The sequence below is a fragment of the Flavobacterium sp. B183 genome, assembly GCF_023539155.1.
GTDB classification, from domain to species: Bacteria; Bacteroidota; Bacteroidia; order Flavobacteriales; family Flavobacteriaceae; genus Flavobacterium; species Flavobacterium tructae.
The window spans coordinates 4,578,364-4,600,463 of the sequence record NZ_CP097434.1 but is presented as its reverse complement, the minus strand read 5'-3'; the positions used below and the strand labels follow the sequence as shown (position 1 = coordinate 4,600,463).

Annotated in this window: 12 protein-coding genes; 9 read left to right on the top strand and 3 right to left on the bottom strand. The window is 37.5% G+C overall.

The genetic code is table 11. The features are described 5' to 3' along the window. Window position 1: 1 nt before the first annotated feature. The 3 genes from M4I44_RS18965 to M4I44_RS18955 form a co-directional block, all read right to left on the bottom strand. A complete protein-coding gene (locus tag M4I44_RS18965; RefSeq protein WP_249965754.1) occupies window positions 2-6,901 on the bottom strand; it encodes a type I polyketide synthase in 6,900 nt (2,299 codons plus the stop codon). Window positions 6,902-7,632: 731 nt separating this feature from the next. Beyond that, window positions 7,633-8,319, bottom strand: coding sequence for a LytTR family DNA-binding domain-containing protein (locus tag M4I44_RS18960; RefSeq protein ID WP_249965753.1), 687 nt, complete (start codon window positions 8,317-8,319; stop codon window positions 7,633-7,635). Further along, a complete protein-coding gene (locus M4I44_RS18955) occupies window positions 8,316-9,416 on the bottom strand; it encodes a sensor histidine kinase (protein WP_249965752.1) in 1,101 nt (366 codons plus the stop codon). Before M4I44_RS18955 ends, M4I44_RS18960 begins: the two co-directional genes overlap by 4 nt. Window positions 9,417-9,636: 220 nt before the next feature. Between M4I44_RS18955 and M4I44_RS18950 the strand changes: the two genes are divergently transcribed. From M4I44_RS18950 to M4I44_RS18910, 9 genes are all read left to right on the top strand, one after another. After that, the gene (locus tag M4I44_RS18950; RefSeq protein WP_017496311.1) at window positions 9,637-10,293 is read left to right on the top strand and encodes a DUF2490 domain-containing protein; all 657 of its coding nucleotides are present in this window, start codon (window positions 9,637-9,639) and stop codon (window positions 10,291-10,293) included. A 17-nt stretch (window positions 10,294-10,310) separates the two neighbouring features. After that, window positions 10,311-11,603, top strand: a complete 1,293-nt coding sequence (locus M4I44_RS18945) for a CitMHS family transporter (protein WP_249965751.1) — start codon at window positions 10,311-10,313, stop codon at window positions 11,601-11,603. A gap of 42 nt (window positions 11,604-11,645) precedes the next feature. After that, window positions 11,646-12,890 carry a cation:dicarboxylate symporter family transporter gene (locus tag M4I44_RS18940; RefSeq protein WP_017496309.1) on the top strand — a complete coding sequence of 415 codons (1,245 nt, stop codon included), beginning with the start codon at window positions 11,646-11,648 and terminating at the stop codon, window positions 12,888-12,890. 37 nt (window positions 12,891-12,927) lie between these two features. After that, the gene (locus tag M4I44_RS18935) at window positions 12,928-13,725 is read left to right on the top strand and encodes a TerC family protein (protein ID WP_249965750.1); all 798 of its coding nucleotides are present in this window, start codon (window positions 12,928-12,930) and stop codon (window positions 13,723-13,725) included. Between the two features lie 404 nt (window positions 13,726-14,129). Continuing rightward, window positions 14,130-14,708, top strand: coding sequence for an RNA polymerase sigma factor (locus M4I44_RS18930; protein WP_017496307.1), 579 nt, complete (start codon window positions 14,130-14,132; stop codon window positions 14,706-14,708). A gap of 390 nt (window positions 14,709-15,098) precedes the next feature. Next, window positions 15,099-15,947: a FecR family protein gene (locus M4I44_RS18925; protein WP_249965749.1), complete on the top strand. Its 849-nt coding sequence runs from the start codon at window positions 15,099-15,101 to the stop codon at window positions 15,945-15,947. Window positions 15,948-16,102: 155 nt separating this feature from the next. Then, a complete protein-coding gene (locus M4I44_RS18920) occupies window positions 16,103-19,342 on the top strand; it encodes a TonB-dependent receptor (protein ID WP_165769237.1) in 3,240 nt (1,079 codons plus the stop codon). Between the two features lie 528 nt (window positions 19,343-19,870). After that, window positions 19,871-21,169, top strand: coding sequence for a hypothetical protein (locus M4I44_RS18915; RefSeq protein ID WP_249965748.1), 1,299 nt, complete (start codon window positions 19,871-19,873; stop codon window positions 21,167-21,169). Between the two features lie 71 nt (window positions 21,170-21,240). Continuing rightward, a complete protein-coding gene (locus tag M4I44_RS18910) occupies window positions 21,241-22,095 on the top strand; it encodes a T9SS type A sorting domain-containing protein (protein WP_249965747.1) in 855 nt (284 codons plus the stop codon). Window positions 22,096-22,100 lie beyond the last annotated feature (5 nt).

Sequence of the window (22,100 nt, the reverse complement as noted above, 5' to 3'; positions counted from 1 at the left end):
ATTACCAATTTTTGCCGGACATAATTAATACCTGACTTTCTGTTCCATATTTGATTTCGTTCAGAAACAGTTCTTTCCCTTCTTCTAGTGGAATTAATGAAATTCCGCGGCGTTCGTACTCACTTTCTAATGATGAAGAAACCATTCCTGCGCCTTTCCATGGCCCCCAGTTGATCGAGATTACTTTTCCTTTCAGCCTTTTGTTTAAGACCTTGGCATAATCATCCAATACACTATTGGCTGCGGCATAATCCGTTTGTCCTTTGTTACCATACACAGAAGCAATGCTTGAAAATAAAACTACAAACTGGCAATCTGAGCGCAATTGTTCCGCTAGTACACGTAAGGGTTTTACTTTTGTATCAAAGACACGTTCAAAAGAACTGGTGGTTTTCTGCTTGAAAAGTTTGTCTTCTAAAAGACCTGCACCATGAATGACACCGTCCAATTGTCCATATTGTTTATAAATATCATGGATAAGCTGAGTCAAGCCCTCTTCATCGCAAACATCTAAGGATTGATAGACTACTTTATTTCCCAATTCTTCCATATGTCGAATGGTACGCAGAATTTGATTGTTTTTGAAAATTCGCAGCGTCTCTTTTTCAATTTCAGATGGAGCACTGAAATTACCGGTCTTGATGAAGTAGCTTCTGATTTCTTCTTTCGATTCCATTAGTTCTAATTCTTTTGAATCGGTAATAACTTCTCTCGGATCTGTTGATCTGCCCACAAGAACATAGGTACATGGATAAGTGGCAGACATGTGTTTGACCAGTTCCGCAGTAATCCCCTGTCCTCCGCCAAGGACTAAAACAACCGATTTTTTGTCCAATTCGATATGTGCCCGATCAAGAGCTGTTAACATGGGCGAAGGTATTATTTCGACTTTATGGCGTTGATTGTTTTTGTAAATCACTTCAACGGATTGGTCTGTTGTCAGGATCTCGCGTAAAGTAATTTCGGCTATTTGGTCTACTTCCTGTGCCGTATTGAGACTGATCAGCCTGAAGTTGGTTTGTTCAAACTCACGAGCTAAACTTTTGAATAAGCCGGGATAACCCTGATAATGACGTAATGCACGGGTGTCTTTTAATTCTTCTACATGTGCCGGGATATCGGAGATCAAATAAATCCATTGCGCTTTTTCAAGATCCATATTCTTAATTAAACCAACGTGGTCGATGATACTATGCTTCACAGTAGCGGAGTATATATCGGTAATAATCAGTCCATCAAAGAGCGCTAGATTTTGTTCGTTATGAACCAATTCAGTGATTGCACCGTATTGCTCCAATATCGTTTTAATAGCCAATGTTTGTGTTCCATTGTCCGGAACTATTGCAAATCGTTTTCCTTTAAGGATTTCGGTGTTTTGTGCTTCGGAAATAAGGGTGGGTACTAAATCAAACCTCAGGCGTGTCAATAAACTTTGCACAGGTTCAGTTGTGCTCATTTCACTTATCCAGGCAGCTAAACCATTTAACGTTTTTATGGCGGCTAATTTTTCCATAAGATCATCAGCCTGCTCCTTGTCATCACCAAATCCGATTTTATTTTTCAGATCGCTGATGATTTCCATTCGTTTAATGGAATCTATACTTAAATCGGCTTCCAGATCCAGATCCAGTCCCAACATTTCTTTCGGATAACCGGTCTTTTCACTAACAATATCTAAAATAGCCGTTTGCAGTTCTGCAAGTGTCACGGTGGTTTTATCTGCTGGTACAGGTGATAATTCAATTTTTGTTGCAACTGAATCAACAGTACCTGTGTATTCCGTAAGCCAGATTACAAGTCCGTTTAAAGTTTTTATGGCCGCCAGTTGTTCCATCACCGTATCTTCATTTTCATGATCACTGTTGAGTATGCCAAGCTCATTACGGAGCGCGCCGATAATTTCAACTCTTTTAATAGAATCAATGCTGAGGTCAGCTTCCAGATCCATTTCCATTCCTAACATTTCCTGCGGATAGCCGGTTTTTTCGCATACCACTGTTAACAACAAAGATTTGATATCTCTTGAAGGTATTTGCAGGGATACTTTAGCTATCGGTTTATCGTTCGTAATTACGGTTGCTGCCAATGGATTAGCCGTCTTATTTTCTACTGTCGCAGCATAAACGGGAATAGGAGCTAGGTGCTGCTGTTGTCCTAAGAAGGAAAGCATGACATCCCGCTGCGCCTGGATCAACATTTTCATACTGTTTAAATATTCTTGTAGTATGTGTTCTGCGGCAGGTTGTGTATCTGGTGTCTGGATGATCTTGGAGTTTGTCATTTGAATGGGAGTTACGATTGGTAATGCACCATGAGCAGGTAAAGTACCTGTGGTTGGATGAGCGGCTTGTCCATTTACACGCCAAATCGTTGGGCTCTTTTGATAAAGATCCGGTTGATCGATTTGGATTAAATTTGCGTATCTGTCTTCAAAAAGTTTATTTAGATTAAAAGTGCGGCCAGTTCCAAGGTATTGTGCCAGCATACAAAGGAGGTGGGTGAGACTGTTATGATTGTTATCCTCAACATGTAGGATCAGTTCCTCTTGATTGAGGCAGGCCTTTGTTAGTCCTGTTAATATTTTTCCGGGACCTACTTCAATAAATATCCTTGCTCCATCGGCATACATGGCCTGGATTTCGTCAACAAAATGCACGGGTTGCACCAGGTGATCGGTCAATTGTGCTTTAATGTCAGATACCGCGCTTGGGTATAAGACTGCTGTGGTGTTGGACCAAACCGGAATCTGCATTTCCTGAAAAGGAATTTCTTTCAGAACATCGGCATACAAATCTTTGGATTTGCTCACCAAAGGACTGTGAAAGGCACAGGCAACCTCTAGTTTTTTGGCTGAGATGCGTTCGTTTTTAAGTGCCTCCATGAATTTATCAATGGCTGCGGTACTTCCGGCAACAACGCATTGAGTTGGCGAATTGTAATTGACCGGATAGCAGTCCTGATGTTGATCCAGAATTGTTTTCAAACGATCCGCATCAATGTTTACGGCTACCATAGCTCCGGGATCACCATCTGTAATGGCATCTAGAATAGATTGTGCACGTTTGCTGCTGAGTTCAACCAACTGTTGTTCGTTAAATACACCGGCAAAACATAAAGCCGGTAACTCTCCATAACTATGTCCTGCTAGCATATCAGGTACAATACCGAATGACTGTAACAATTGAGCTAAAGCAAGATCTACAATACCTAAAAGTGGTTGTGCCAGACGGGTATCCTTAATGGTTTCTTTTTGTTTTTTTAAGGATGCGGTATCAAATGTGGCTGCAGGGAAGACCACTTTTTCTAAATCAGGATATTGTGATATGATTTTTCGCAGAGCAGGAAACAGCACGAACAGATCTCGCGCCATATGAATGTTTTGGCTGCCTTGTCCGGGAAACAAAAAGGCAGTTTTACCCGCTCGTTTACTGACCATAAAAATATCTTTACTTTCAATGCCCGTTAACAAGAGTTCGATTTTCATCACCAGATCTTCGGCTGTATCTGCAACAATGCTCAATTGTATCGGTTTTTCTGAACCCACGGCTAAGCTGTAGGCAATGTCTTTTAAAGATAAACTATCATTGATTTGCAATAAAGTTTTTACCTGTTCTAATTGAATTTTGGCTGCATCATAATTATCTCCCCGGAAGACGAATAATTCGGAGGGCCAGGATTGCAGAATGGCGGCTTCTTCTTTTTGTGGATGATTTTCGATTACCATATGAAAATTGGTACCACCAAAACCGAAGGCACTAATACCTGCATAACGCTCTTTTTCGGACCATAATCCTGTTTTTGCATGAAAAGCAAAAGGACTTGTGTGGGCATCGAAGTAGGCATTGGGCTGTTGGAGATGAAGGGTAGGAGGTTTTACTCCGTGGTATACGGCCATCGTGGCTTTGATCAGTCCGGCCAGACCGGCAGCACATTTGGTATGTCCGATTTGAGTTTTTACAGATCCAAGATGGGTCTGAGACGGTAAAGCCCCGGATTTTAGAAATAGATTGGTGAGTGCCGTAAGCTCTGTTTTATCTCCTACCACTGTTCCGGTACCATGAGCTTCAACTAAACCAACTGTAGCGGCACTGATACCTGCCTGATCATAGGCGCGTTCCAGTGCGCGTTCCTGACCGATTTTTCGCGGTGCGGTAAGACCAAGGGCTTTACCGTCGCTCGATCCTCCGACACCTTTTATCACCGAATAAATACGGTCACCATCACGAAGGGCATCTTCATATCGTTTTAAGACTAAAATAGCGACCCCTTCGCCCAGCGCAATACCGTCGGCAGCACTGTCAAATGTTGCACAGCGCCCTTTGCGGGAGAGGGCATGCGTGCTGGAAAACATCAGATAATCGTTGATACCGTTATGCAAATCTGCTCCTCCGGTAAGTACCATATCCGATTTGCCCAGGATCAATTCCTGGCATGCTAAATCAATAGCAGCTATTGATGAAGCACAGGCAGCATCTACGGTAAAATTTCTTCCTCCCAGATCCAGACGATTGGTGATTCTGCCGGCAATTACATTGGCCAATATACCCGGAAATGAATCCTCGGTGGTTTGTGGAAATGCTTTTTCTACTTCTTCGTGAAGCTCTCCGAAAACTTGTTTGTAATAACCTCTGAAACTGTAACTGTTGGCAAGATCATTTCCGCCTTCAGCACCAATTATAACCGATATATTTTCTCTGTTGATTTGTTTTTCACCATAACCCGCATCTTCCATTGCACGTTTGGCAACGAGTAAAGTTAAAAGCTGCGTTGGCTCTATGGCTGCGAGAGATTGTGGCGGAATGCCAAATTCTAATGGGTCAAAATCTATTTTTGGAATAAAACCGCCCCATTTTGAATGTGATACATCCGAACCATTAGAATCAGGCTGATAATAGAGGTCTTTATTCCATCGTTCCTCCGGTACTTCCGTAACGCAGTCTTTTCCAAGAATGATATTACGCCAGTATTCTGCTAAATTTTTGGCACCCGGGAACACGCATTCCATACCTATAATAGCGATATCCAGGGCTTTGTCGGCTGATGAAGGTTTTTCCGGCAGAGCAGCCTGTTCAATGTATTTTTGATTTTCGATAGCAACGTTATGATGGAGTGATTCCAGTGTAATCACCTGATTGTGCATGGTGGCTACCTGCCCAATCATATACATACCTAAATCAAGTTGTTGGTTTTTAGGTATCGTTACGAGTGCATCACCTTGACGGTCAATGCCTTTTGCTGCAATCCTGAGACGTCCTACATTCAGTTTTTCAAGCTCTTCCCAAATTTGCTTTTTGTCCGTTCCAAGGGCTAGTAACTTTTTCTTTTCATTGTCGAAATGTAAGGCGAATGCCGTATTTAAACAACGTGTTTCATGACCTGGTGCCGTTTCCAGCAAGACGGTATCTTTAGCTTTCATTGCTTGCTGCTGAAACTCTTGCTGAATTGCTCCTGTACTCACTGCTTCTTGTGTATACAAATAGGCTGTTCCCATTAATACACCAACTTTTACACCTCGGGCAGCGAGAGTGGCGGTCATAATAGATACAAAGGCCGTGGAAAAAGCATCATGAATTCCGCCGGCAAAAAATACACTTATATTTTCCGGATGATCTTCTTTTAAAATACGTTCAATTTGTTTTTCCCAAAGTACTGTGCTGGAGAGCGGGCCAACATGTCCACCACATTCCCGACCTTCAAACACGAAATTTTTGGCGCCTTCTTTTAGGAAAATATCCAGTAACGCTGGGGAAGGTACATGTAAAAAGGTAGTTATACCAGCTTTTTCAAATACTTTAGCTTGTGCAGGCCGACCTCCTGCGATCAATACTACGGGAGGTTTGGCTTCAAGGATATAGGCGGTTTGTTCTTCTCGTAATTCTTGTGGAGCAAAACCTAATATCCCTACACCCCAGGTTTTATCACTGGCCAGTTTTTGAGTTTCGATGACTAATGCTCTTGCTTGTTCTCCTTTGAGTAAAGAAAGAGCTATAAAAGGTAAAGCTCCTGTTTCGGCTACCGCTTTGGCAAATGCCGGAACATCACTTACGCGGGTCATCGGTCCCTGGGCGATCGGGTAGCGTAGGCCAAGTTGTTTGGCTAATGGATTATTTTCGTCAATAATTGCAGATGCTTTTGCTTGTTTCAGATGACCATATAGGGCTTCATGAAATCCAAAAATCAATTTTTTCAGCGTTTTGAAATTTTCATACAAATCTGTTGCTAAAGCAATGTCTTGCCCCATCGGAATGTAACTATTGTTGGGGTCAAGGTCATTAAAGTACTGTTCTAACTCTTCGATAGAAATATTTTCAGATAAAACAGGCGAGTTGGGTCTAACCAATACGCGATGCTGGGCGATGATTTTGGTTTCTGTTCCATTTAATTTCGAACATAGATTTTTGAGTTCCTGAGGAACGGAACTTTCGGGATATAATGCCAATTGACTGTCTAACACAATACCTTTTGCTCCAAGGGCTTTTACAGCAGCGGCGGTATGAAGGCCTATTCCTCCTTGTACCCATACAGGTATGGTCTTGATTTCTTGTATGACACGCTGAAAGAGAACAAATGTGGATTCATAACCAACTAATCCCGCAGCTTCGTTTCCTTTTACAATAATTCCAACAGCTCCCAGTTGTTCGGCTTCTCTGGCTTGTTCAAGATTAGTTACCTGATAAATTCGTGATACGTTAGGATAGATTTCTACTGAGATTCCAAATGGAAGGATCGCAAGGCTTACCTGCTCGGGCAGTTGAAGGGATGTTAGCCTGTCATTGGTAAGGTATATACCGTAGGAAGGTATATTGTTCCCGTCAAGTTGATGTAATGCTTCCTGAGCGATTTCGATATCATGTCCTAAACTTAATACGGGGAATGCTCCGGCTTGAAATAATTGAGACATTAGGTTGACGTCTGGCTTTTCAAAAGGCGTTAATCCTATAATAGTAGAATTTTTCATAGGTTGATAAGATTGAAATGAGATTTGGAAATGGTGTAACTTCAATAATGACCTTTGTGGTACTATAGTAGTTATCGTGGTATAGTGGAATAAAAGTAATAAATTTCTTCTAAATTATGAGTATTGAAATTTATTTTATAATGATTTTTTTACAAAAACTTTAAATACTGGATTATTTTTAGCTTGTTTGTAAAAAAATACTTCTTTTTTTATGGTTTTTATATTTTTTCTAAATTCGTTCATACTGTTATCTAATGTATTTGTTTCATTTTTGAATAAGTACGATGAGAATTTTACTTCTAAAATAGTGCTCAGTGTTTCAGTTAGAGCGAATTAAAACTTAAATGTACCTCTTAGTATTTATAAAAATCTACGGTATTTTGCAGGAAAAATTACGGTTATTTGCATGAAAAATCTGATCACTTGCGTTAGGTGACCTCTAAAACTAACAAAGAAAATTGTTGTTGTTGGTGTTGATTTGGGATGGAATGAAGTAAAGAAAGCTTTCTCTTTTGATTGAAAAATAAAGAGATCAATTTCGCTGTAAAGAAGTTTAGAACCCTGGCTTTTAGAGGTTTGTTTTGCCGGTTTTCTGTTTTTATGAAATTGTAGAGGGAGCAGAATTAACCATATGTTGTAAAATATAAGGAAATTATAATATTTTGAAGCAGTGATTAAATTTCTTTAAGATTGTCTTTATAAGTACGGCCTATTGGCAACTCTCTGCCATCTCTGAGCTGTACCATGCGTGAATTGAATGATTTTACGTGGCTTTTTAAAACCAAATACGACTTATGTATTCTGATAAAACCCAGGTGTCGGTGCATTTCTTCAAACTTTGCCATGCGTTCCAATACCATGTGATTTTTATAGCGGGATACAATTTTAAGGTATTCGCCAAAACCTTCTATCCAGAAAATATCATCCAGCTTGACTTTGTTCACAATATAGTCTGACTTAAACATAATATAGTCCTCAGCAATATCTTTAGACTTTATAAAATGATGGTATTCTTTGGCCTTTGTAATGGCTTTTTCAAAACGTTCGATACTTATAGGTTTTATAAGATAATCTACCACATCAAGTTCAAATGCTTTGGCAGCATGTTGTTCTTCAGCGGTTATAAAAATGCAGAGAGGCTTGTTGGGTGTATTTTGCAGTAACTCTATGCCGTTGATGTCGGGCATATTAATGTCGAGGATAAGTAAGTCAACTTCATTTTGCTGCAAAAAATCGATGGCTTCCTGTGGATTGCTAAAGGTAGCGAGCAGGTTAACACCATCAGTATTGGCACAGTAGTTTCTTATTAGCTCCAGCGCAAGGTATTCGTCATCTACGCCCACAGCCTGCAATTGTTTCATAATTTAATTTTGAGAGTAGAAAAGTACGTCTTATTTAATAATTCGTCAAACAATTGATAATTTTCTGCATATTTCATGGTGAGGATTTTTTTCAGTGCAACGAGCCCCATTCCGTTATATCCGTTATGGTTATTAAAGTGAATCTTGTCCGGTACAGAATTTTCTATCCTGAATACGAAGGTATCATCAACCTTATCAAAGTTCACCTTAATATAGGCTTCTCTATCCGCTCCAATACCGGAGTGTTTTAGTGCATTTTCAAAAAGTGTAAAATATACAGAAGGAGGAACCTCTACCTGTTCCTGTACTTCACTATCATTTAGATCAAATACTATATTCAGCGCATTGTTGTACTTAAGTTGATACAAACCTGCAAGAGCTTTCATCATTTCGAACTCTTTGTGTATCGCAATAGTTTTTTTATCGGTTTCGTATATAACATATTGTAACAGCTGGCTTAGTTGTAGTATTGCTTCAGTTGTATTGCCATGCTGGTTGTAACTGCCCGCGTAAATGTTGTTAAGGGTATTGAGTAAAAAGTGAGGATTTATCTTTGACTTCATGAGGTTGAGGTCGGTCTCATTTTTTTTCACCTCAAGGTCGAGATAGTCGTATTCGATTAAGAATTTATGTCTTGATATTCCTAAAAAAGAAGCAACTAAAATCACGATACTCTGCGAACTGTACACACTGATCAAAAACAATGTCTGGTCTTGTACTGCATCGTTCTCTTGCGAAAACTCAGGTTCAACAAGCAGCCTTAGCAATGTTGTTGATATAAATAATATCAGTGCATATAACAGGTATTCGGGATACTTATTGGTTTGGTAATAGGCGGGAACTAAATAGGAATAACAAACAAAATATAATACCGTGTTAACCGCCATAATAAAAAGTATTCTATACAACGCAAAAGGCATTTCGGTAAAATAAAGTGTCGAAATTACCAGAAAGGTGGTGTATATCATAAAAAACAGGACGTGTTGAAATCGGATAAGGTTTGTCCATTGTTTTTTCATGAGACTGCCTATAATCTTTTGTTCAAACAGTAATCGGAAAGCTACAAGGAGGATAATGATGTTTATTAGTAAAACCATACTTTTTTGTGTTAAAAATTATTCACCCTTTAAAATTATATCATTAAAAATACAAATATCATTATTTTAAAACAGGCACTTTGCGTTGTTTGTTTATTAAATGAGTCGTTCGTTGAAAATTACTTTTTTGAAAAAATCAATCGTATACTTTTACCTCAGACAAATAAATTAACGATTTATCAAAATGTATAGAAAATATATATCAATCCTGTTTTTTTTAATGATTTTTTCTACGAAAGCAGTAGCGCAACAAGATAATTTTAACATGTGGCTGCAATATACAATGTCCGCAAAATTAAGCGAAAAGTACAGCTTTACGGCACTTTCTCAATATCGGGCATACGATTTAGTAATGGATTCACGTCTTTTTTTAGTTTCTACCTACCTGGAAAGAAAGTTAGATCATGATCTTTATCCGGCTGTGGGGTATATGTTTTTGGTACTTCAGCCCTATACAAGCGACACCGATAAAAAGCTGCGTTATGAAAACAGGCCGTTTCAACAGTTAACAATCAAAAATAAAATTGGCCGTACTACCTTATTACACCGTTATCGTGTTGAAGAACGTTTCTTAACCAACCCGGATGATTTTGTGGTGAGATTGCGTTATCTCCTGTCGTTAAAAATTCCATTGGGTAAAGAAGGAGGGAAGAATTTATTATACGGTATTCTGAAAAATGAAATCAGGATGAATGTAGTAAAGACGGAACAATTTGACAGCAACAGGATCACTGCCGGATTAGGGATTAATGTGGGTAAACAATCAGCCATAGAACTTTCATTTGTCAATCAGGTTAGTCCGGACGATACCAGTAATTATGTGTTGGCGGGCTATAGAAACTCATTTGACTGGTCGTCAAAAACAGAAAATAATTAAACTTAAAATATACCGTCATGCTTACAATTTTAGGATTCTCAATGATCATTGTATTTATGTACCTGATCATGACCAAACGTTTGTTTCCGTTAACAGCGCTCATACTTATCCCTATGCTTTTTGCCATTTTTGGTGGCTTTACAGCCGATCTTGGTTCTATAATCATGGAAGGTGTAAAAAATATTGCTCCCACCGGCATCATGCTCATTTTTGGTATACTGTTTTTCAGTATCATGATTGATGCAGGATTATTTGATCCGTTGGTAAATCTGATATTAAAGTTTGTAAAAGGTGACCCGGTTAAAATAGCTTTAGGAACAGCTTTCCTAACGGTATTGGTTTCGCTTGATGGCGATGGTGCGACTACCTATATGATCGTTGTAGCCGCAATGTTACCGCTATATAAAAAACTGGGTATGAATCCGCTTGTACTCTCGTGCATTATCATGCTTGGCGGCGGGGTAATGAACATACTGCCTTGGGGCGGGCCTACAGCACGTGCGATGACTACCCTTAAAATGGATGCATCAGAACTATTTATGCCTATGATACCAGTCATGGCAGGTGGTGTACTATGGGTAATATTTGCAGCATTCTGGCTTGGTCTCCGCGAAAAAAGAAGGATTGCCCGTGAAGGAGATATGAACAAGCATCTTATAAACGAGGAAGAAACTGTAATAGAGCGCGAGCTCAAAAGACCTGGTCTGATATGGTTTAATCTGCTGCTGACCATACTGCTGTTGGCTTCAATGATGTTTGATGTATTGCCGCTGGCTGTTTCCTTTATGATTGCATTTTGTATTGCACTGATCATCAATTATCCAAAAGTCGATGAACAGCAAAAAGTACTAAAATTACATGCAGGCAATGCCCTTTCTGTAGCATCGATGATATTTGCAGCAGGTATTTTTACCGGTATACTTTCCGGTACGGGAATGATGGATGCTATGGCAGCTTCGATGATATCGGTGGTACCGGATACTTGGGGAAATGCTTTTCCTGTGCTAACAGCGGTAAGCAGTGCACCGTTGACCTTCTTTTTGAGTAACGATGCTTACTATTTTGGTATACTCCCACTGATTACCGAAACAGGATTACATTTGGGGGCTACAAAATTAGAAATAGGAGCGGCATCGCTCATAGGTCAGGGAGTTCATTTGTTAAGCCCGCTGGTACCTTCTACTTATCTTTTAGTAGGATTGGCCGGAGTTGAGTTTTCTGATCACGTAAAATTTACTATAAAATGGGCTTTGGGTTCGTCACTTGCCATGCTCATTGCAGCATTGCTTATCGGGTTAATAACTTTTTAAAACTACCTTTGTATAGCAACTTAATGAGTAAGGTTTAAAAAGATGAATACCACACCACAATATCCGGAAAGCAGCAGAATACCACAAAAGTATTTGAAAAATTTAGCAGCTTATGTTACTATAGCATTGCTGTTGGGAATTGCTGTAGGACACTATTATCCTGAAAAGGGTATTCAATTGGATTTTTTAGGCAGTGGATTTTTATATCTTATTGAACCCCTTATACAGCCCATCATATTTTTAACGATTATTATAGGGGTAAGCAGTATTGGCAATCTTAAAAAAGTGGGTCGTGTAGGGCTTAAGGCATTCGTTTATTTTGAAATAATAACGACTATTGCCATGATCATGGGGATAATGGCAGCGTTGTTTATAGAGCCCGGTAAGATCGAAAAAAGACTCATAGACGTAACTCTGCCCAAACATTTTACAGCTACCGAATCACTTGATAGCGGTTGGTTTAATTTTATAGTGCTTAATCGTCCCCTGGTATTGCTTCTGTTGGCCGTTGTAACAGGTGTTTTGCTTAGTCTTTCGCCAGGCAGAGCAAAGTATGTAGGGATCTTGCAAAAAATTATGACCTTTTTGTATAGCGTACTCCTGTATCTGTTTTTACTAATACCGGTTGCGGCTTTTGGCGGAATGGCTTATGCAGTATCGCGATTTGGTATACATAGTCTTTTGCCTTTGGGAAAACTGCTGGCTACGACTTACATCACAATGGCATCTTTTGTATTTATAGTATTGGGGCTTTTGCTGCGTTATTACAACATCAGCCTTTGGAAATTTCTGAACTATATTAAAGAAGAACTGCTTATTGTTTTTAGTACATCATCATCCAGAACAGTGTTTCCTTTGATTGTTGCAAAGCTGGAACAGGCGGGGTGTGGTAAAGCTGTCGTAGGGCTTTCAATACCACTGGGTTATTCTTTTAACCTTGCGGGAGCATCTATATTTTTGCCTATATGTACGTTGTTTGTTGCTCAGTTGTTTAACATTCCGCTTACGTTTCGCGATATCATCACTATAGGGTTGGTTATCATGGTGACCTCAAAAGTAGCATCGGGAATACCGGGATCCGGTTTTGTAGCACTAACCATAACTTTTACAACACTTAATAAATTTCCTTTAGAAGGCTTGGCGTTACTTTTTAGTATTGATAAGTTTATGAACGAAGCTCGTACTATAACTAATTTTATAGGCAATGGAGCGGCCGTTATACTCCTCTCTAAATATGAAAATGACTTTGAACCCAATCCAGAAATTGACCTTTCCATAACAAAATAAATAAGCCATTAAGGCACCATACTTTAAAATAATAAATATGACTGATTTGATTACTACTTTTAATAGCCTTTGGCAAGATATTATTGCGCATCCGGGTACATCACTGGCAATTATTGGAAACCTTATTCTCATTGAGAGTCTGCTCTCTGTAGACAATGCAGCCGTACTGGCTACGATGGTAATGGATTTACCGGAAAACCAGCGTGAGCGTGCGCTTAAATACGGTATTTGGGGCGCTTATATTTTTAGAGGTATTGCGATGGTATTTGCTTCGGCACTTATTGCTATTTGGTGGCTTAAACCTATCGGCGGACTTTATTTGCTCTATCTCGTATATTCCTGGTACAAAGACAAGCAGAAAGAAGGCAGTGAAGATGAAAAAGTAAATAAGGAGGGGAACTGGTTGTATCGTCTTACAGTGAATACGATAGGTCATTTTTGGGCTACAGTTTGCCTTGTGGAGCTTATGGATATGGCTTTTTCAATAGATAATGTATTTGCAGCGGTAGCCTTTACACCCAATATCATATTGGTATGTATTGGAGTATTTATAGGGATACTGGCGATGCGTTTTATAGCACAGAGGTTTGTGAATCTTTTAGAAAAATATAAGTTTTTAGAAACCGCAGCTTTTGTAGTAATTGCCATCTTAGGGATCAAGCTGGCCTTATCTTTATACGAACATTTTTATCCTGAAACAGCATTCAGTAAATTCTTAGGCAGCCATGCCGCAGATATTGGGATCTCGGCCCTTACCGTTGCCATATTTTTTGTGCCCATACTGACCAGTACCTTTTTTGATTTTCCAAAGAAAACTAAATCTGTTGTGAGATAAATTTCATTATAAAGGATAACAGATAAAGTCTATCATTACGCCGCAAAGTTACTCTTTGCGGCGTAATGACGACTAAAATTACATAGACTGCAAAACTTTCTTCAATTGCAGACAAAGCAGGACCAACATTACACTTCCAGGTCCATAATCCAGTAGAAACTATTTATTGAATTACCCTCCAGCGCCTAATAATTTAAATAAAAGCAAAGAATTCCGGTTTTATATTTTCATCAGTATTTCATTTCGAAATAATTAAATGCAGATTTATAACTAACCTAAAGCAGCGACGTCATGTTGTGAATGTCACAATATTAACAAATTATTAAATGACAGAATTCAAAAATTAACAATTGAGGTTTATCATACATTTGTAAGGGTCTTCTTTAACAGTTGAAATTTTTATTATGAGTTCTAATTTAATTATAAGGTTACGTGCTGGTGATGATTCATGCTTTAAAGAAATATATGATTTATACCATTTTAAAGTATTTTGTTTTGTTAAAAAATACACCTCACAATTAGCAGATTCAGAAGATGTAACACAGAATGTTTTTATTCATCTTTGGAAATATCGTACCAAATTAGATCCTCAGGTAAGTCTTGAAGCTGTTCTGTTTAAGAGTTCTAAACAGGAAATTTCCAGATGGTATAAAAAGCAAAACCGAATCTTTTCGGTTGAAGATAATGCACTGATTCTGGAATTGGATAGTAAAACACAGTCTGAAGAAGAAGTGAGTTTACAGATGGAAAGAATTGAATACCTATTGGATAAAATCCCTGCTAAAAGAAGAAAAATATTCAGCCTGCACAAGTTTGAAGACCGCAGTTACAAGGAGATAGCCGAAGAAATGGAGATGTCTCCGGGGGCTGTTGCCAATCAAATTTCTAAAACCTTACAATTTCTTAAGAAAAACTCTGTACATAATCATGAACTCTATTGGTTTGCTTTATTCTTTGTATATCAGACAGAATTAGTATTGTAGATACATTCAGAAGATAAAACTCGTTGGGTGTAATTGATAAAAAAATTACTTAGCACACAGAGACATTGGCTTAATGCTCATAAAAGGGTACAAAAAGAAACATGTTTCCTATATAGTAGTCTTTGTGTGTTTACAATAAGAGAAACGCCTTTTATGAGAGCGTTAAATCGATGCTTCTATGGGTTTAAAAAAAATTGCACCCAATGGGTTATGTAGGCATTTTTAAGGTATTTGCGGATTGATTTTGTTCTAAACTCTTGTTGTTAAATCTTTATTCAGATTAAGAAAACGTTAATAGTAATATTGCACCGTGATATTTGCCGAAGTGAGAATCTAATGTAGTTGAATTGATAGCTGTACGTAAATTTCAAATATTAAATGTTAACTCGAATGAAATCCAAAAGAATGAAAGAAGAATGGAATGTGATCCCCAACCGTGGTATACTTCCTGACAATATTGAGGCAAGAATGTGGAACAATATACGCAGGGTTACGATTGATAAATATAAAAGACTGTATAACTGGATGGCTGTGGCCTGTGCTGTATTTGTAATTTCAATTGGAAGCTATCACTTTTTCGATTTACATAAAAAAACAGATATTGAAATTACTTCAACAAGTACATTTAAAAATGATATCCGACTTATAAGTTTGCCTGACGGAACAAGGGTATGGCTGAATCAAAACTCTCAAATTGAATACCCGGTACGCTTTTCAGATAACGAAAGAAATGTGAGCTTAAAAGGAGAAGCTTTTTTTGAGGTAAAACGGGATACTTCAAGACCATTTGTAATTACTTCAGGAGTTATAAAAACAACCGTTTTAGGAACTTCATTCAACATTAAAGCCTACAACGAAAAACAGCCTGAGGTAAATGTCAGAACCGGAAAAGTAAAAGTTGAAGGTGAAACAAATACGGTATTGTTGCTAAGAGGAGATAAAGCGGTCTATACTGTGGTATCATCTACCGTAAAAAAAGAAAAGACAGACATGCTGGAACCTGAATGGAAAAAAGCATTACTGTATGTTGACGGATTGACTCTGGAGCAGGTTTTAAATAAATTAAAAGAAGAAAATGATTTTAAGGTAAATTATTTAGAAGAGGATTTAAAAAACCTCACCATTCAGGGTACACTCGACAGCAGGCAGGGGATTTACGAAATGCTGCAGACTGTTGCATTTGCTTTAGAAATAAAAATCAGACCTACCGGTAATAATACCTATTTGATCAGCAGGTAAAAAAGAATACACCATTTTAATGCGATTTTTTGCAGCCTATAACTTTTGAAAAATAAGGTTTATAAGCAGCCGGGGATTTTTATGCCCAAACTTAAAAGATTTAACACGTACATCATATTCAAAAACAAATTCTAATAAACTAATAATTATCAATTATGAACAATGATTTTTCCAGGCAGTTTTCTTTTGTCTTATGGATTTTATTTTTTGGAGTTTTTCTCGGAACAAATACGATTTATTCGCAAACCGGAACTGTATCAGTTGATTTTAAAAATTCTTCGCCTCAAAAAATTATCGAGAATTTAAAATCACGCACACCTTACCAATTTATTTATCAAAAGGATTTAGATCTTAGTCTGCCTCTTATAACACTAAAAAAAGACAACGTTTCCATCGATGAAATTTTAAGTGATTTACAAAAAATGACCAACTTAAATTTTAGAAGAAACGAAAATAATATAGCCGTAAATAGTAAGGATGCGGACAAAAAAAAAAAGAAAGGAAAAATTACAGGTAAAGTTGTAGACACCAATGGACTTTCACTTCCGGGAGTTAACATTAAAGTAGTGGAATTAAATTACGGAGTACAGTCTGATATCGATGGTAATTATATTTTAGAATTAGAACCTGGAGAATATACGATTGAAATCAGCGCTATCTCTTTTCAAACACAGAAAATTACAGGTGTAAAAATAACGGAAGGAGGAGAAACACCTTTGGTTGTTTCCTTAAAAGAAGCCGCTCAGTCACTCAAAGAAGTTGTAATTGTGCAAAATTACAAACAGGCAACAGCTTCAATTCAGGGATTACTGTTACAGCAAAAAAAAGCAGCACAGTTCTCTGATGGTATTTCTGCAGAACAAATTGCGAGAACACCGGACAGAGATGTAGCAAGTTCACTAAAACGTATCACAGGTGTAACAACCATCGATAATAAATATGTTGTAGTTCGTTCTATGGGAGAAAGATGGAATCAGGCCGTTATGGACGGAATTACACTTCCCAGCACCGATGCCTATCAGCAAAACTTTTCTTTTGATATTATTCCAACCTCAATGGTGGAAAGTATTGTAGTCAGTAAATCAGCAACTCCGGACATGTATGCCAATTTTGCGGGAGGTTATGTAGAAATTAAAACAAAAGATATTCCTAAAGAAAACTTTAATAGTTTCTCGATTAGTACTTCATACAACAGCAGAAGTACTTTTAAAGAAAGGCTTACGAAGCAGGAAGGTGCTTATGATTATTTAGGTTTTGATGATGGGAGAAGAGATTATCCAACGAATTTGACAGCCTTACCAATACCAACAAACGAAGCTGATTCCGGGCTTTTTATAGAACAGTCTAAGAGGTTTACAGCAGACAATTTTACGACTTATAAAACTTATGCTGCACCGGGAACAACACTTCAATACGCGATGGGAAGAGCGTATAAATTAAAAGATAATAACAAGTGGGGTTTTGTAGGATCGTTATTTTTTAAAAATACTCAGGATAAACTGGATATTGAGCATACACAAAGAGCAAGTAATGCCGATAATTCACTTTTTGTTCCGGAGACGGATAAAGCATTGTATTCAACATTTACCAAATACGGATTCAGAAATTCAGGAGCCAACTATACGTTTAATTCAACTTTGGCGGGAATGTTTAATGCGGGAATTCAGTTTGGTAATCATAAAATAACGGCACGTAATACAGTGATGCACATTTACAACAATCAGCTTACTCAGGTAACAGGATGGAGTGACAGTGATGCTATATCTGAAATTATGAATGGATCGATACTTCCTTCTACTTCAGAAACAGATTATCCTGTTTATCAGACCTTGCTGCAAAGTAAAATAGAAGGGAGTCATAAGTTTGGTAAGTTGGATGTCAATTGGTTCGGAGCTTACAATACCGTTTCAAAAGATACTAAAGACGCTACTTTTTTGGATACCTACAGAAAAAAAGTGGGTGATGACACTTTACTTTATCACTATGTATACAACTCAGAAACAAGATTTCCTTTCAGCAGAAGTAACTTTACAAATGATGAAACAGATTATAATTTCGCTATAAATTTTAAGTACTCTTTTGACTTTAGCGATACGTACACCAATGATATAAAAGCGGGATATTTTGGGACCTATAAAAAAGCTACCAACCAGCAGGAATCGGCAAAGGTTGTGGTAATTGGTACAGGTGCAGATAAAGCGGAAATTTACGAACCTCTTTCCAAATTTTTAGACGGTTCAAGATATCATTATGGAGGTTTTGGATGGCAGGATTATGGAGTATACGGTAACAGATACGTAGGTGATGTAAAAGTACATTCGCCCTTTTTAATGCTCGATGATAAAATTGGACGTTATGTAAGATTAGTGTGGGGAGTAAGAGCAGAAAGCTATTTGTATACCGAAATTGAAAGCCAGTCTGAAGCTGCCGGAGATTTTGGAAAAGATCAAAAAGACGATAAGTTGTGGCAGTTTCTGCCATCGGCAAGTTTGGTTGTAAGTCCTACCAATAAACTGAATATCAGGTTGGGATATAATAAATCAGTTTTGCGTCCTCAATTTGCAGAACGTTTGAGTATTCCTTATTATGATCCTATTCAGTCTGCCAAAATTTATAATTATTCAGGCGGAATGATTTCCAGTGTTTCCAACAATTATGATTTGAAGTTAGAATGGTTTCCATCGGGGGGTGAAATTTTATCTTTTGGTGTATACCATAAAAATATAGACGATCCTATGGAATCAGTGGGAAGTTTAAATCCATCAAGAATCAGAAACATTTATAACCTTAATTCAGCCAATGCTAAACTTTGGGGAGTCGAAGTAGAGCTGTATAAAAGTCTTTCTTTTTTAGGGGAAGGAGAAGCCCTTAAAGATATTTTTATCTCCGGGAATGCTTCTATTAACAGAACTAAAGTAACCTCTTATGTCGCCATTGATGGAACAGGAGGACTGTATGAAGCAAACAGACCGCTTTACGGACAGTCACCCTATACTTATAATTTAGGATTAGACTACGTGGGAGATCGTTTAGGATTTAGTGTGAGACATAATGCTATAGGAGATCAGTACATATTAGTAGGATTTGATTATCAGTCTGAAGAAATCAGAATGCCTTATTCTATTACAGATGCGCAGATTAGTTATAAGTTTTTTAAAGAAAAAAATCTCGAATTCAAATGCAGTATGAAAAACTTGTTTGATGCAGCAATTAAAACCTACGATAATTCAAACAGTTATTCACATATTGAAAATGTGCCGGTAGGGTCAAATCCACGAGACCGATACAGCTTAGGGGCAAACGCCACAAATAAATACGACGAAGATATTGACAAAGTATTGTTTAAAGCTAAAAGCGGCAGAACGATAAGTGTTTCATTGAGTTATTCATTTTAAATATACAATTCATTTAAGAAGCTATATCGGAAGGAGTAAAGGATTACTTCAGACAAAATAAATTAGGAGAGAGACTTTTATTTGTCTGAGAAAAAGAGCGGTTTAAGTCAGAAAGATCCTCGATATTAAGAAACCGTTAACAATAAAAATAGTGGTGATATTTTGTTCTTATGAAGTCTAATATAGTTGTAGTAAGATTAATTTTTTAATTCTTCACTAGTATTAATCAAGGTCTATTGTTTTTTTTTTTGCAGTCCCTGTATGGTCTTTTAAATACTTACAACGTTATAAAAAGACCTGCAGTGATTGCATCAAAAGATCAGGAAGAATGGAAAGCAATCCTTTCATTGCGTTGGAAATCCTAAGAATGAAAGATGGAGTTTAGGTATAAACCTCCGATGGTAAAGCGGAAAAAGTTTATCAAAAAGATCTTTGCCAAAAACGAGAAAGACCTAAGGAAAGATATTTTGCTGCTCTCTCCAAAGGCCTAGTTTGATTAGCAGCAAATATAGCAATAATTAAATTATTATGAAAAATTTTTTTCTATTTGCAATGGTAGCTCTACTTTTGGGCTCTTGCCAAAATGATGATTCTACTGCAGATTCTTCTTTTTCAATGAAAGCTTCAGGTGCTGATTATGCTCATCCACCTACAGTACAAACAGTAAGCGGTGCTATTACCTCTAATACAACATGGACAAACGACAGAGTTTGGGAAATCGATGGTGTTATTACAGTAAAAAATGGCGCAAAATTGACTATTCAGGCAGGAACTTTTATTAAAGCAAAACCTTTGGCACCTGGAGTTGCTACAGGAGTTTTGGTAATTACTAAAACGGGACAAATTGATGCACAGGGAACTGCAGAATCTCCAATTGTTTTTACAAGTTATAACTTATTAGATGACAATGCTAATACTTCAGCTCTTCCGGGAGATTTTGGAGGAGTTGTTATTTTAGGAGATGCAGAGGTTAATACAGGTTCTGTAACTAACATTGTTGAAGGATTAGACGATCAGTCTAATTTCACTGAATTTTATTATGGAGGTTCAAACAACAACCACAATGCGGGAATCTTAAGCTATGTACGTATTGAATTTGCAGGACGTATTTTAGATACAGATGTTGAAATTAACGGTTTAACATTGGCTGGTGTTGGAAGCGGAACTACTGTTAACCACATTCAGGTATCTTATGGTAAAGATGATTCATTTGAATTTTTTGGAGGTAAAGTAAACGCTACTCATTTAGTTTCTTTTGCTGCAGATGATGACAACTTCGATTTCGATTTTGGTTACACAGGAAGCATCACAAAAGCTATCGCACTTGCCGACAGTAATTCAACTCATAGTTTAAGCGGAGGAAATCCTGATTCTAATGGTATTGAATTAGACAACAACGCTACCGGAACACTTACTACCATTATCACACGTCCGGTTATTTCTCAATTGTCTATTATTGGTGTAAGCTCTTCTACAGTTGCTGATTTGTATGAAAATGCCATTCACGTACGCAGAGCTGGTAACATCAGCCTTACAGATGTAACTGTAACGGGGTACAACACAGGAATTAGATGGGATTCACCTTCAGTTCCATCAGGATCTTCTTATTTAAGAGTTTCAATCCACGGATTTGATAATGTTGCTCTTCCGGTAGGAACAACTTTAACAGGTCTTGGTACAACTACTTCTACTGTTGACCCGGCTACAAAATGGAGCTTAAACCAGCCTTTCTTTAATAATGGTGCTCTTAATTTTACAGGAACAACAGGAGCCTTTAAAACAGAATCTAACTGGACTAATACCTGGACAAAGTTTTCTAATTTCTAATTAGAAAAAAACAGCTTACTAATTAAATACTGTATGGGCAGAGAAATCTGCCCATATTTAAAATAAAAAACATGAAAAAAACACTACTTTTTTTTGCTTTTATAATGATTACAACGATATCATCTGCTCAATATACAATCTGGGAAGATGATTTTGATGATTCTAATGTTTCAGACTGGAATTTACTGGACAGAGATGGAAATGGAAGTAACTGGATGGCCAGAAAAAACATTCAGTTGGATGCGAGTACCGGAAGTGTAATTGACGGAACTATTGATGTTTTGGGAACCTACAATATTGATTTTAAAACAGGCGGACCGCTTGAAGGATTAGAAAACAATCTGGCCATCAGTCCGGCTTTGAATATTTCTTTTTACTCCGGAAAAATTAGTTTGACCATAAAAGCGCAGCCAAGTATTTACGACAGTAATCAGAATATTGCTATCTATGGTTCTACCTCTGCAGATCCCGCTTCTTTTAAACTTTTGCATACTATTACCCTGGAAAGAAATACTGTTGAAGATGCAGAATTTAAAAATTATACGGTAGATATTTCGCAGTTTGCCGGCAAAGCCGAAGTATATCTGGCATTAGGAAATAATCTTTCAGGCCCTTTTATTGGTTACGAAATAGATAAAATTTCAGTAATGGCAGAAGCTTTATTAGGAACAGCTGATCATACATTAAAATCATCCTTATGTTATTTAAAACAAAATCCTGTTCAGGATAATCTGGAGTTAGAAATAGCAGAAGAGTATAAAAATGAAGAAACAGTTTTAAAAATTTACAATACGAGCGGCGTTTTAATAAAAGATTCTTCTTATAAGCCTGAAGGTTTATCTGTTAGTGATTTAATGCAGGGCATTTATTTCCTTTCTGCAAACAATAATGGAGCTTCCAAAAAAATAAAATTTATTAAAAAGTAATCTGA

What these genes read in the sequence shown, in the direction of transcription:
- M4I44_RS18965 (WP_249965754.1), bottom strand. Translation starts at nt 6,901, where the DNA reads ATGTCTCAATTATTTCAAGCCGGAGCATTCCCCGTATTAAGTTTAGGA.
- M4I44_RS18935 (WP_249965750.1), top strand. Translation starts at nt 12,928, where the DNA reads ATGACTGATTTGATTACTACTTTTAATAGCCTTTGGCAAGATATTATT.
- M4I44_RS18945 (WP_249965751.1), top strand. Translation starts at nt 10,311, where the DNA reads ATGCTTACAATTTTAGGATTCTCAATGATCATTGTATTTATGTACCTG.
- M4I44_RS18960 (WP_249965753.1), bottom strand. Translation starts at nt 8,319, where the DNA reads ATGAAACAATTGCAGGCTGTGGGCGTAGATGACGAATACCTTGCGCTG.
- M4I44_RS18940 (WP_017496309.1), top strand. Translation starts at nt 11,646, where the DNA reads ATGAATACCACACCACAATATCCGGAAAGCAGCAGAATACCACAAAAG.
- M4I44_RS18915 (WP_249965748.1), top strand. Translation starts at nt 19,871, where the DNA reads ATGAAAAATTTTTTTCTATTTGCAATGGTAGCTCTACTTTTGGGCTCT.
- M4I44_RS18920 (WP_165769237.1), top strand. Translation starts at nt 16,103, where the DNA reads ATGAACAATGATTTTTCCAGGCAGTTTTCTTTTGTCTTATGGATTTTA.
- M4I44_RS18930 (WP_017496307.1), top strand. Translation starts at nt 14,130, where the DNA reads ATGAGTTCTAATTTAATTATAAGGTTACGTGCTGGTGATGATTCATGC.
- M4I44_RS18925 (WP_249965749.1), top strand. Translation starts at nt 15,099, where the DNA reads ATGAAATCCAAAAGAATGAAAGAAGAATGGAATGTGATCCCCAACCGT.
- M4I44_RS18910 (WP_249965747.1), top strand. Translation starts at nt 21,241, where the DNA reads ATGAAAAAAACACTACTTTTTTTTGCTTTTATAATGATTACAACGATA.
- M4I44_RS18955 (WP_249965752.1), bottom strand. Translation starts at nt 9,416, where the DNA reads ATGGTTTTACTAATAAACATCATTATCCTCCTTGTAGCTTTCCGATTA.
- M4I44_RS18950 (WP_017496311.1), top strand. Translation starts at nt 9,637, where the DNA reads ATGATTTTTTCTACGAAAGCAGTAGCGCAACAAGATAATTTTAACATG.